The 12292-nt window shown below is 35.1% G+C and carries 15 protein-coding genes; all 15 read left to right on the forward strand.

Features of this window, described 5'->3' with window-relative positions:
• Positions 1-186: 186 nt before the first annotated feature.
• The gene (locus ACODST_RS07505; protein ID WP_488931497.1) at positions 187-759 is read left to right on the forward strand and encodes a hypothetical protein; all 573 of its coding nucleotides are present in this window, start codon (positions 187-189) and stop codon (positions 757-759) included.
• Positions 760-818: 59 nt separating this feature from the next.
• The gene (locus ACODST_RS07510; RefSeq protein ID WP_488931498.1) at positions 819-998 is read left to right on the forward strand and encodes a hypothetical protein; all 180 of its coding nucleotides are present in this window, start codon (positions 819-821) and stop codon (positions 996-998) included.
• A gap of 292 nt (positions 999-1290) precedes the next feature.
• Complete coding sequence (locus tag ACODST_RS07515) at positions 1291-2451, forward strand: DUF2586 domain-containing protein (RefSeq protein WP_488931499.1); 1161 nt, start codon at positions 1291-1293, stop codon at positions 2449-2451.
• A 108-nt stretch (positions 2452-2559) separates the two neighbouring features.
• Positions 2560-2985, forward strand: a complete 426-nt coding sequence (locus ACODST_RS07520) for a hypothetical protein (RefSeq protein ID WP_248729710.1) — start codon at positions 2560-2562, stop codon at positions 2983-2985.
• Positions 2986-3247: 262 nt separating this feature from the next.
• Complete coding sequence (locus ACODST_RS07525) at positions 3248-3592, forward strand: hypothetical protein (RefSeq protein WP_488931500.1); 345 nt, start codon at positions 3248-3250, stop codon at positions 3590-3592.
• A gap of 35 nt (positions 3593-3627) precedes the next feature.
• A complete protein-coding gene (locus ACODST_RS07530; protein ID WP_488931501.1) occupies positions 3628-4641 on the forward strand; it encodes a hypothetical protein in 1014 nt (337 codons plus the stop codon).
• A 531-nt stretch (positions 4642-5172) separates the two neighbouring features.
• Positions 5173-5655, forward strand: a complete 483-nt coding sequence (locus ACODST_RS07535) for a M15 family metallopeptidase (protein WP_488931502.1) — start codon at positions 5173-5175, stop codon at positions 5653-5655.
• Positions 5656-5658: 3 nt separating this feature from the next.
• Positions 5659-6129, forward strand: a complete 471-nt coding sequence (locus ACODST_RS07540) for a hypothetical protein (RefSeq protein ID WP_488931503.1) — start codon at positions 5659-5661, stop codon at positions 6127-6129.
• 2 nt (positions 6130-6131) lie between these two features.
• Positions 6132-6467, forward strand: a complete 336-nt coding sequence (locus tag ACODST_RS07545; protein WP_488931504.1) for a hypothetical protein — start codon at positions 6132-6134, stop codon at positions 6465-6467.
• Between the two features lie 152 nt (positions 6468-6619).
• The gene (locus tag ACODST_RS07550; protein WP_488931505.1) at positions 6620-6907 is read left to right on the forward strand and encodes a hypothetical protein; all 288 of its coding nucleotides are present in this window, start codon (positions 6620-6622) and stop codon (positions 6905-6907) included.
• Positions 6894-7196 (forward strand): hypothetical protein, encoded by a 303-nt coding sequence (locus ACODST_RS07555; RefSeq protein ID WP_488931506.1) that lies wholly within the window; start codon positions 6894-6896, stop codon positions 7194-7196. Before ACODST_RS07550 ends, ACODST_RS07555 begins: the two co-directional genes overlap by 14 nt.
• Before the next feature lie 153 nt (positions 7197-7349).
• Entirely contained in the window at positions 7350-8417 is a 1068-nt protein-coding gene (locus ACODST_RS07560) for a hypothetical protein (RefSeq protein ID WP_488931507.1), read from the forward strand.
• Positions 8418-8432: 15 nt separating this feature from the next.
• On the forward strand, positions 8433-9098 hold the full coding sequence (locus ACODST_RS07565) for a hypothetical protein (protein ID WP_488931508.1): 666 nt from the start codon (positions 8433-8435) through the stop codon (positions 9096-9098).
• Between the two features lie 40 nt (positions 9099-9138).
• Complete coding sequence (locus ACODST_RS07570) at positions 9139-11652, forward strand: fibronectin type III domain-containing protein (RefSeq protein ID WP_488931509.1); 2514 nt, start codon at positions 9139-9141, stop codon at positions 11650-11652.
• Positions 11653-11745: 93 nt separating this feature from the next.
• Entirely contained in the window at positions 11746-12216 is a 471-nt protein-coding gene (locus ACODST_RS07575; protein WP_488931510.1) for a phage holin family protein, read from the forward strand.
• The last annotated feature ends 76 nt before the right edge of the window (positions 12217-12292 follow it).

The raw sequence follows: 12292 nt of genomic DNA on the forward strand, positions 1-12292 counted from the left end.
ATTTATTCTAAAATATTTCAAAAATACTTGATTATCAAGGTCTTTAATTATAATAAATTATGAAATTTCGTATACATTCACAATCAATCAATTAAAACATATTACTGAAACAACTGCGTTTTTATCCCAAATATGTTTGCAAAATCAAAACATATGTTTTAAATTTGCTTAAAAATAATCCAACATATGATCCTAAGAGACTTTTATAATGAAAAGAAAAATGCCGTTACAGCTGAGTTCAGTTCGTCTGCATTAAAAGTACAGCTTTTTAGTGATGCTGTTTTTAAAACCACTTTAGAAGAACCAACAGTAATGTTCAAATATGACACTATTACCTGGACAACTTCTTCCGAAAAAAACTATAAAGCCGATGTATCATTCTGCCTGTACATTGCCCTTCCAATTGACACCGTTTCTTCAACCAGCTATGAGGACGTTTTCGAAATCGCACAACGTATAGACAAAGTAATACTATCCGGAAACAGCAGCAATGCACTTATTGACACTAATTCAACCTTTAAAGTAAAAGAAAGACAGTATAGTAACGAAGAAGTATACTGGAACAAAAACGATTACTTTATCTGGGAGATTACCTACAAAACCACCTTAATTGAGAACACCTTAAAAAAGAAGTACATTCTCTTTAATAATGGTTTAAGCAATAAACAACTGGAAGAACTGGGATATAATCTAACATCTGATATAATAGAAATAAACCCAAATCAACTTGAAGGAAGCATTGATTTAGATACGATTTAAAAAATTATCTCTTAATAAGTCCACAAAAATTCCCCAATACTTTTAATCCTTACAAACATATGAGAAGAAGCAGAACATTATTAGAAAAAAGAAGAGATTATGTTATCAATTATCTTAACACCAATCAGGCAAAACAGATGAAAGTAGTTGTAGCCGAACTTTCTGACACTCTGTTCCTTACAGAGCGTACTATTTACACCATCATAAACGAAGGACTTGCTACAGAAGCCAAAGCCTGAAACACTGAAACTACTGGTTTTGAACGTCAAAAAAATTGAAAAAATCAATCATGAGACTTAAATTTGTACTCACAAAATACAAAGCCAGACTATTGGTTATCTAAGATCAAATCACAATAAAAAAAGCCGTTTTTAAGGTGATCTCAAAACATTCTCTTTTGAATCCCTGAATTACCCGCACTTTTAAAAAATAAACCATCAAAAATAACAGATTTTTAAATCTGTTACAGACCTCTTTTTGCCCTATCCCAAGCAAAAAACAAAATTATAAACAATTAAAAACAATTATATTATGAGTACATTAAACAATGTAGTGATCAACAAACTATCTGGCGGATTAGGAAGAAGAAATCCGGAGCAGGACATGGTTTCAGGATTACTTTTTAACGGAGCAGGAACTGACAAGCTTGAAATCGACAAATTAGAAAGACTGGCTTCACTGGAAGATGCTGAAGCTCTGGAAATCACAAAAGACTATGATCGAGACGGACAATCCGCTTATTATCAAATTCAGCAGTACTTCAGAATGAATCCTTCCGGTGATCTTTACATCATGGCTGTCGAGGCAGATTCTTATGAAGCAACAGTAACAAAAGCAATGGATATGCAGGAAAAAGCAGATGGAAACATTCGTCAAATGGCCATCATTTATTCCGGATCAACCACATTTTCGCAGACTCAGGAGGCGGTACAAACAGCCCAATCTCAGGCCGATCTTGCTTATGCCGATTATATGCCTTTTGAAATTATTCTGGAGGGGAAAAGCTTTAATGCCAGTACAGCTCCTTCTTTAGTTGGCCTGGCATCAGAAAACGTATCGGTTGTAGTGGCAATGGATGCCGAAAAAACAACTGTTTATCCAAATAGTGCCGCAGTTGGGCTAGTTTTAGGAGCCGTATCTAAAGCCAAAGTTTCTGAAAACATTGCCTGGATCGAAAAATTCAATCTTGCAGGAGAAGGTTTTTCAAAACCGGCTTTTGTAGGCGGGCAGGAAATCAAAACTCAGGGAACTTTAACACAATTAAATGACAAAAGATACATTTTCACACAGACTCACACTGGTTTAGCGGGTATCTATTTTAATGACAGTCACACCTCTACAGCCGGCACTTCAGACTTTGCTTATATCGAAAACAACCGCACCATCAACAAAGCTACCCGTTTATTACGTACCGCTTTACTGCCAAAACTGGCTTCTCCGGTTTTAGTAGATATTGATGGTAAATTACCACAGTCTGTATCTAAAAGTTTTGAAGACTTATGCAGAAGCGCTTTGGAAGGAATGATTGCTAATCAGGAAGTATCTTCTTTTGATGTGTATGTTGATCCTAAACAAAACATTCTGGCTACGTCAGAATTAAAAGTAAAAGCTGAGATCACTCCAATTGGGACAGCCCGTAAAATTACTGTCGACTTAGGATTCAAAAATCCATTTGGAATCGATAAAGCCTAATTTTTCAGCCCTGCTTTTACAAGCTATACAAACTTAATCAATTCTATCACTACGAAGTGATAGTTATTGAACGTTATTCACGATCATTAAAACAAACTAAAGCTACCTATGAACAAATTACCCTTAATTAACGGACAACAACACAGCTGGTCATCAATCGAAGTAAGCATTGCAGGAAATATCGTTACCGGTATTACTGCTGTAAACTACAGTGACTCTGTATCTAAAGAAAACCATTATGGAGCCGGAGACATGCCGGTGCACAGAGGAAGAGGAAAATACGAAGCCAAAGCTTCTCTCACTTTATACAATTATGAAGTAGAAGCCATCCTGGCCGCTTTACCAAAAGGACAAAGATTACAGGATATTAATCCTTTCAGCATCATCGTAAGTTACTTAGACGACAGCAACGAAGTAATTACACATACTGTCAGAAACTGTGAATTCAACTCAAACAGCAGAGGAATCAGCCAGGGAGATACTAAAATTGCGGTTTCTTTTGACCTGATCTGCTCGCATATTGAGTGGAATTAATCCCTACAAAACATTTCTAACCCTAAACCTGGCTAAAACCGGCACAAAGAGAAAACGAGGACACAAAGCGTTACGCAGAAAAGAAGTTCAATGCAGCATGATTTCTGCATGCAAATCATTCTAAATAGCTCTTAGTCTGCCCGTTTTAGCAGGTTATCTACTTTCCGGGCTGTCCGGATATTTTCGGCCTGAAAACTCCGGACAGCCTTATTCTTAGCACTATAAAGAAAACAGTTTACCTAATCCCATTATCCTTTTTAAAATGGAAATAATTCAATCTAATACGGCAGATGTTCTTGACGGAAATATTACACAAGCTCAATTGAACCAATGGAAATACAAACATAAAAAAGTAGTCAAGCTTACCATTAAAGATGATGACGATACTGCTCTTTTTGCTTATTTTAAAAAACCGGACATGAGTATTCGCGCCGCTGTATTACAGGCTTCCAAAATGGACGAATTTAAAGCTCTTGAAGTCCTTTTTAAAAACTGTTATCTGGGCGGCGATGCCAGAATCGAGCAGGAAGACGACCTGCGTCTTAACATCACTACCGCGTTTTCAGATCATATCCAGCCCAAACCTGTCAAAATAGAAGTTTTGTAATCAGAATACTGTTTCCTAATTAAATTCCTGTTTCCATGAATATTAAAAACCATAAAATAATACTGCGAGATACCAGCGATTCCGAAATGGCCCGTTTCAGGCAGTTTATGCTTTCGATTTGGCGTCAGCAGATTGAGGATGAAAAAAATGCTGCTGAACTCAGTATTCAAAATAAACACAAAATTTCCAAGCCTGCTCCCAAAAAAACTATTACAGCTGCTAAAGTTAAACCAATCGACAATATTGTATTTATTAATGGTCATTTTTATAATGAAAACGGAACTTTTGAAGGAAAAGTAAACGAACCGGAAAACATAGGAAATGTTCAGGATGTGTATCTGTGTAAAAGTAAGTCTGTCCAAAAAGGTAAAAACGGAAAAGATGTAATGACTTATAACGATATTGAATCATTACAGATACAAAATGAAGTATTACTTCGAATAGCAGGTCTGGCTTATTCTGAATCCGGATTTTCAACAGAAGTAATAAAAAGAATCCCATTTATCATTATAAACCATCATAAACAGTTAGTCACTTCTAAAGTAAAAAAATACAAAAACAGCTGGTTTCTAAATGATACCTTGATCAAAATGAGAAACAAATGGGATGATAAAACCTATGCTCATACATTTCATTACGGAGCACAAGGAAATCCGGCATTTAGGAAGTTTTTAAATATTAAACTAAATGAAACGGTTAATTATGATAAAAACGGGACAGGAAGAAACAGTGATTCGAAAATGAAAACGGCTATTGAATATACTATAAAAGCAATTCGATATTTTAACAATGGATATATTGGCACAGATTATTCAGATGGAGGAATTGGCTGGCAGGGAGCAGATATCCTTACTAATAAAAATTGGAAAAAGTGGTTGTTCATACATGAAAGCCACAAAAAAAATGCTTTCAAAAACTGGTCTAATTCTCATACTCTGAAAGAATCGATATTTGAATCAGCAGGGGTTTTCAAAGGAGATTTTGGTACTACTATTATCTATAAATCAACTGCATCGAGTTTTAAAAACAGCACAACCGGCAACCTGTAAAAAAATATTCTAATAATTTCTTCCCTTCAAAGTGTTCTTCATAAAATGGAGTTATTATTCTGTATCGTTTTACATCTGTTCTAATTGTAATTAAAGATAAAACCGTTTTTAAACCAGGTATATTACAACTGAATACATTTATTTCTACTTTTTAACATTAGAAAAAAAACATTTTACACCCGTTTTCTAAAACCAGAAAAACGGGTATTTTTTTATTTATTTTCTGATCACAGACCTCAAAAACTAAACTGTAAAAAAGCAGAAACTTCAACTGAAACTACTGATTTACAAAGTCGTATTATTTTAAAAACAACGCATTTCGGCGTATTTTTACAGCATGATTAAAACCCTTCATTTTTCCTGAATACGGATATAAAAAGAGAACTTTCTCGGCATTTATTTCTTCTTGTTTCACTTAAAATAGATTCTGAAACACAAAATTTTATCTACTGGTTAGTATCGTGATTGTTTTTCAAACAATCAGAATGGGATTTTTATTCTTTATACCTGAAATCATTAATAAATATAAATATGGATCAAACGACAAAAAAACACATCGATCTGCTTCATCCTTCGGTCAGGGAAGAAGTTACTCAAATTATCGAAGAATGTGATCTTGCTCTCACCGGACGAGCAAAAGTACGCATTACGCAAGGCCTCAGAACTTTTCAGGAACAAGAAGATCTTTATGCTTTTGGCAGAACCAAGCCGGGAAAGAAAGTAACCAATGCCAAAGGCGGGCAGTCTATTCATAATTATGGGTTTGCAGTAGACATCTGCCTTATTATTGATGGTAAAACGGCTTCCTGGGACACAGCAAAAGACTGGGATGATGACCAGGTTTCGGACTGGCAGGAATGCGTAGAAATCTTCAAAAAACACGGCTGGAACTGGGGCGGAGACTGGAAAACTTTCAAAGATCTTCCACACTTTGACAAAAAGGGATACGATGACTGGAAAGTCCTCAGCAAGCTCAAAAGAGATAAAAAAAACTATGTAATCTTATATAAATAACAAATGAAACATTTTAAAATCAGGCACTTTACATTTCTACTAATTCTATCTATTTCAATTGTTTCCTGCAACTCTGTACGAACAGCATTATTTGATCAGTATTCGTATGAAAAAATGATAGAGCTGAAAGTCGAAACCGCCAACTTAATGAGCAAGGCCAGTACTCCTTATTCCGTAAATAAAAAAGAAATAGAAAGCCTTTTTCTTGACATTGAAAAACTCATTGAATACGAAAAAAACAAACCAGATAATGAGATCACTTTTAAAATGTGGCAAATACTCAATGACAGAGAGAAAAATCTTCTGGCCGGTTTTTTCCAACAGTGGCAAACAAAAGAAACAGTATCAGGCCCTTTTATAGAGGAGTCACAAAAGCAAATCCTGGAAGCCTTTGATTTAATCATTCAGTATGAATTAAAAAAAGACAAAGAATCAAAAGACGGACTTTTAAATTTAATTAACCTCAACATTTAAAAATGGATAAAGAAAAATTAATAGAAACTTTAAAAACGGAATTAAAAGTAATTATAGCTAAAAACTATAAAGACATTCAGTCGCAGCTGGAAAAAGATCTTCACTTTTTTTTGGAAGTCTCTAACGAAAAACTGGAGCGCTGGATTATTTTGTACTCATCCGGCAATGTAACAAAAGAAGAATTTGAATGGCTTTTAAAAAGTCAGCTGGACTTAACTGTACTGCAGGCTTTACAGACAGCCGGAATATCCAAAATCAGACTGAATACTATTAAAAACAATATTATTCAAATGATTTTCAAAATCATTTCTGAGATGATTTTACCTCTTATTAAATAAATTTTTGAGAGTCGAAAAACTCCAAAAAAAAACGTCACTCAGAACTTACTGAAACTACTGATTACAAAGCCCTAAAACCTTGATCAAAGCATAAACATGGCGTATTTTTACAGTATTATTCACCCTTTTTGTAATAACAATAAACCCAAAATATGAAGGATTTTATAATCGAAGAAGACCTGTTAATTAACAATGGCGATTTTGCCCTTAAAGAAGCAGACCAGCAAAACTTAGAACATTTACTTCTAACACAAAAAGGAAGCTATAAAGAGTTTCCCATTCTTGGTGTAGGAATCGAAAAATACATAAACAGTCCGGATGCTACCTCCAGGCTGAGATTAGAAAACGAAATAGACAAACAATTATCGTATGACAAGTTTCATTTAAAAACACTTGATGTCAACGATTTGCAAAACATTAAAATCGATGGAAACTATTAAACCTCAGCAAAACCAAAACATTTTTGACATCTCTCTGCAAGAATACGGCAGTATAGAAAAAGTATTTGATCTTTTAGAAGACAATGACAGATTTGACCTTACAGAAGATCTTTCTGTTTACGAAGAATTAAAAGTAGGCAGAGAAGCCTTTAAAAAAGACATTGTAGAATATTACAATTCCAGAAATCTAAAACCGGCCACTTCTATTAGTGAAGAAGAGCAATATTTACTGGACAATTTCTCCGGTATCGACTATATGATTATTGAAGATGATTTTATTATCTATTAATAAACAGCAGTTCCTTTAAAACACAAAATTTCTTCTTTTAGAAATCCCTAAACACAAAACTGCTTCTGGCAGTATCCACACAAACATTTTAAACGCTGTCTATAAGCATAGTACCTATGTCTTACAGGCTAAACTATATCTAAAAACTATTATATGGCACGAACAATTGCTGAAATACAGAATGAAATTCTGGATGAAAAAGAAAAGCAGGCCTCCTTAAAAGGGCTTACAGAATCCAAGACCAGTATCTGGAGACTTTGGGTAAATATTGTGGCTACCGCTATCTGGGTCCACGAAAAAATAGTCGAAAAAAATGCCCTGATATCCAGGCCCCATACGTTAAACTGGTATCGGGACCAGGCATTAAATTTTCATTACGGAGTACCTCTTACACCGGAATCAAGCAACAGTATGTCGCTGATCTGGAAAGATGGTTCGTATCAGTTTGATACTACCGATCTTACAGAGGATGAAATCGAAAATTCAAAAATAATAAAACACTGTGCTGTAAGTGAAATTGACCTGGAAACAGTGCTTAAGCCTGAAAGAAAAATTGAAGAAATTTTTTCTGACTATTTTCATAATAAAGTCGGTGTTGTCTTTATAAAAGTGGCTACTGTAATTGGAGATAAAATTTCAAGAATTGATGTTCCAAATGAACTTTTTGCCTTTAAAGAATACATTGCCAAAATTAAGGACGCAGGAAATCAGGTTTACATCACTTCTGATGACGGGGATATCCTGAAATTAAACCTGAATGTATACATTGATCCGTTAAGTATTTACATCAATCCTAAGGATATTGAATATTATCAGTTAAAAAGTTTAAACAGGGAATTAACCCAGGAAGAATCTGTTAAACTGGCTGGTTATGGTGAAAACTACGAACCAGATACAACAAACGGCTCTCTTATATTAGAAAAAAACATTTTCCCTGTTCTCGATGCTGTTAAAGAGCATTTAAAAAATATTGAATTTAATGGTGCTTTCGTAAAAACTTACTTAATTGATGCCATACAAAAAGCCCAGGGAATTAAAATTCCAATATTGAGTAAAGTTCAGACTTCTACAGCTAAAAATCTCAATGATAGTGAAGATCCTGAATTAATTGATACCAGCAATATCGAATATTTCATTCCGCAAGCCGGCTATTTTGATTTGGACAGCTTAACCATTCAGGTCAACTATATCCCTTACACATTCTATCGAGACCAACAATAGTCAAATACATTTACAATGAATAAATTCACCATTTTAAAGTGGGAAACGCTGCTGCTGTGGCTCGTTCCTCCTATTCTCAGAAAAAAAACACATGTTAACTGGCTGAACATTCTGCTTACACCCCTTCACAATCTGTATGAAGATATTCTCTATCAAATGCAGCATACCGGACAGGTTATTTATCTGGAAAAAGTACTTAACGATGCGTTTAATCCAGTTAAAAAATACAATCCTAATTTAAGTACGGAGCAAAAAAGACAGGAAGCATTAATTTATATCGACGAATCGGTAAAACCTTCATTACAGTATCTGTATCTGCATAAGGAATATTACGAACCGGATAAAACTTTACCTGACGGCACTGTTGTAAAAGGCATTTTGAGACTGCCATTGTTAAAAATTTTCAGCCATGAAGAGTACAAAAACAGAAATAACAAACCTGTTTACCTTGCTCATCGTCAAGATTACACCACGATTGCTTATGCTAATTTCAGAGTATTCATACCCGAAAGCTTAACAACAAACGGAACTTTAATTATAGAACCTAAAAAAGACAGCAGCTCCCAGCAAACAGAAGCGGTTACTGTTGCCAATACAGACTATCATAATCTGCTTAACTTCTACAAACTGGCTGGTAAAAGTTATGAAAGCTATACTTATTCTGCAGAAAATTTAGTCTAAAACCAAAATAAAAAATAACCTACATTTAAATAGATAAAAAATGAAACAAGTAAATTTTAGTCATCCGGGAGGATTTCCGCTTGAGCAGGAAACTTTAGAAAGACTTCAGACAGCCTATCGAACAGAACTCTATGGCGCTTTGAAAAGACATTTAAGCATTAAATCAGATAAAAACTATATCATTGCTCCTGCAACAGCTGAATTAGCAGGTTGGGCCGTTATCAACAAGGATCAGAATGGTGCCGACATTCCGGGAATTTTATATCCTATCAAAGAAGGTCAGGATACCGGATATCTAAAAACGACAAGAACCGGCACAAGTTTAATATACGGAACCGGAACATCACAAACGGCTTATTTTGATTATGAAGCGGTTTATATTGAACTTTCGGAGTATGTAAATCGTCCTTCAGCTCCTCAAAATACAGATGCTATAGCCGAAAACTATTACGATTTAAGAAATTTCGTAATTGTAAAAGACCTTCAGAAAATTGAAGAAATTATGCAGGAAACAAAAGACAGAGTTTCTGCTGCAGAACAAAACATTAACGCAATTGAAGCCAATATTGACACCATTGAAGCAGATATAGCTTTAATTAATCAATCTTACCTTCCTCTTAACGGATCTAAAGCCATGCAGGGAGATTTAGATTTGGGAATTTATCATTTATCAAAATTAGACACACTTGAAAACTTTGTCGCAAATGTACGATCTGCTGATTTTAAATTTGGCTCTGAACAAAGAAGAGGACAGTTACATCCTGAGGATTGTTTAGGAAGAGCATTGGTAGACAGCAGTGATTCAACTAAAACAAATCTTACTTTAAATCATGCTTCAGATTGGCAGAATACCACCATTGGAGGAAACCTGTATTTTGACAATTTAAATACCAGTACCGAAGATTTTACAGATTCTGAAAGTTCTGTAAATTCCTTGCTTCTAATGGATAATGCCAATCAGATCCTTAAGAGCAATAACCTCCTCAATTCATTACTTAAAAGAATTTCTAAGCTAGAATCACAACCTGCTACTGCTGTGCCAATCGGAATGGTAGCAATTTGGGGAAAACCGGCACCATTTCCGGAAGGCTGGGAAGAATATGTGCCTCTGCAGGGACGAATGCCTGTAGGGGTTTACAATCCTACCCCGGAAATACGAACCGTAGAATTTGGTCAAAGAAACTACTATCAGGATCTGACTTTTTACAATAACAACGGAACGATGACCTGGCCTTTTGACACCTTAGGAAATGCCGGAGGTAAAGTCGCTAAAAGTCTAAGCATAGACGAAATGCCGGAACATGATCATAGTTTACCTACAGATGGCGCAGGAAACAGCGATATTCAAACAATAACCAATACTGCCAACTCAGACGAAGGATACTCTGTAAACAACAGAACAGGTAAAACCGGAAGAGGTGACTCCTTCCCTCTTATGAGTCCATACAGAGTAGTTCATTTCATAGAGTATACCGGACGTCCAAGTGATACAACAGCACCAACAAAACCAACCAATTTACAGGTTACCAATATTGGCAATAACAATGTAACTTTAAGCTGGAATGCATCAAGCGATGAATTTGGTGTTACAAATTACCAGGTTTATGTGAATGACAACTTATTTGCTACATTAGGAAATGTACTTTCCTATAATGTTACCGGATTATCTCCGGGAACACCGTACAATTTTCAAATTGTGGCAAAGGATGCAGCAGGAAACGGTTCTGCACCTAGTGACAAGGTTAATGCAACAACAACTATTGTTGATACCATTGCACCAACAGCACCATCATTTATTGACTGCTATCTGACAGGCACTAATCAGGTAACTGTTGAGTGGGGAATGTCAACTGATAATATAGCGGTTACCCGCTATGAAGTACACAGGAGAACTTTTAGCGGAATTTATGAATTATTGCTAACCACAGAACATCCGGTAACTACCTTCACGATATCAGGTATACCAAATACTTTTTACTATTTTAAAGTAAGAGCAAGAGATGCTGCCGGAAACTTTTCTCCTTTTGTGGAAACCTCAATCACGATGGGACCCGAACCAACCTGTTTTGATGTAGAATCTTTGGTAACAATGGCTTCCGGAAAATCTAAAAAACTTAAAAACATAGCAATTGGAGATAAACTTCAGGGATTCTCTTTCCCTAATGAAATTGATGCTTCTGAGGGAGATTATATGTTATGGAATGGAAAATTAAATGAAGCGGTAAAAACTGAGGTAACGGTCGTAAATAAGAAGACAAGTACACAGTCTAATTATTACGAAATTACAACATCCGACTCTATTATTAAAGTCACCGCAGAACATCCTTTATTAGTTAGTGAGGATGGTGAGAATGTGAAGTGGATTACGGTAAAAAATATTGCATCCGGTATGTTTCTTATTGATAAAACTGGTAAAACAAAAGTTATTGAATCTATCATTTTAAAAGACGAACCATTAGAGGTCGCTTCACTGGATGTAGAGACAGTCGATAATTATATTATTTCGGGAATTGTCGCTCATAATAAAGAAGTTGAGCCTTACGACCCTGTATAATAAACAGTAAAAACAAGTTGCTATTTTGGGGTATTAACCCCAAAATAGCAACTCTTTAAAATCACAAATAAGCGATAAAAACAAAAAAAAGCAATGATGCAGAAAATTTCAGAATATGCAAATGAACTAAAACTACTATTGTACGCTATTTTTATTTACTTAGAAATGGATACAGGAATTGTAAAAGTGTTGTTTTACTTAATGATAATGGACACTTTTCTGGGCATTATCAAAACCATAGTATTAGGCAATCTTTTTAGTTTCAAAAAACTGGCTGTAGGATTTGTGTCCAAACTGGCCGTTTTGTTAATTCCAACAGCTTTGGCACTAATGAGCATAGGACTCAACTATAATTTTAAATGGTTTGTAACCGTAGTGATGGACTTACTTATTGTAAGCGACGGCATTTCTATTATCAGTAACATTATAGCAATAAAAACCAGAAAAGAAGTCGAAAACTTTGACGCTATGACTCTGATTCTTAAATCCGTACGAAATGGCCTGATACAGCTGTTCAAAAGACTGTTACATACCATTGATCCTAAACTTCATATAGAAAAATAGATTCGCAGCTTTAGAAGATAATATCAGTAATCCTATCCAAAAAACAATTAAATTTGGTGACCTTAAATCACCTAAT

The sequence above is a fragment of the Flavobacterium sp. FG19 genome, from assembly GCF_057809475.1.

Excerpts from the sequence above, each read along its gene's own strand:
- ACODST_RS07550 (WP_488931505.1), top strand. The coding sequence starts at position 6,620 with ATGAAGGATTTTATAATCGAAGAAGACCTGTTAATTAACAATGGCGAT.
- ACODST_RS07525 (WP_488931500.1), top strand. The coding sequence starts at position 3,248 with ATGGAAATAATTCAATCTAATACGGCAGATGTTCTTGACGGAAATATT.
- ACODST_RS07560 (WP_488931507.1), top strand. The coding sequence starts at position 7,350 with ATGGCACGAACAATTGCTGAAATACAGAATGAAATTCTGGATGAAAAA.
- ACODST_RS07515 (WP_488931499.1), top strand. The coding sequence starts at position 1,291 with ATGAGTACATTAAACAATGTAGTGATCAACAAACTATCTGGCGGATTA.
- ACODST_RS07505 (WP_488931497.1), top strand. The coding sequence starts at position 187 with ATGATCCTAAGAGACTTTTATAATGAAAAGAAAAATGCCGTTACAGCT.
- ACODST_RS07540 (WP_488931503.1), top strand. The coding sequence starts at position 5,659 with ATGAAACATTTTAAAATCAGGCACTTTACATTTCTACTAATTCTATCT.
- ACODST_RS07570 (WP_488931509.1), top strand. The coding sequence starts at position 9,139 with ATGAAACAAGTAAATTTTAGTCATCCGGGAGGATTTCCGCTTGAGCAG.
- ACODST_RS07555 (WP_488931506.1), top strand. The coding sequence starts at position 6,894 with ATGGAAACTATTAAACCTCAGCAAAACCAAAACATTTTTGACATCTCT.
- ACODST_RS07575 (WP_488931510.1), top strand. The coding sequence starts at position 11,746 with ATGATGCAGAAAATTTCAGAATATGCAAATGAACTAAAACTACTATTG.
- ACODST_RS07545 (WP_488931504.1), top strand. The coding sequence starts at position 6,132 with ATGGATAAAGAAAAATTAATAGAAACTTTAAAAACGGAATTAAAAGTA.
- ACODST_RS07535 (WP_488931502.1), top strand. The coding sequence starts at position 5,173 with ATGGATCAAACGACAAAAAAACACATCGATCTGCTTCATCCTTCGGTC.
- ACODST_RS07520 (WP_248729710.1), top strand. The coding sequence starts at position 2,560 with ATGAACAAATTACCCTTAATTAACGGACAACAACACAGCTGGTCATCA.
- ACODST_RS07510 (WP_488931498.1), top strand. The coding sequence starts at position 819 with ATGAGAAGAAGCAGAACATTATTAGAAAAAAGAAGAGATTATGTTATC.
- ACODST_RS07565 (WP_488931508.1), top strand. The coding sequence starts at position 8,433 with ATGAATAAATTCACCATTTTAAAGTGGGAAACGCTGCTGCTGTGGCTC.
- ACODST_RS07530 (WP_488931501.1), top strand. The coding sequence starts at position 3,628 with ATGAATATTAAAAACCATAAAATAATACTGCGAGATACCAGCGATTCC.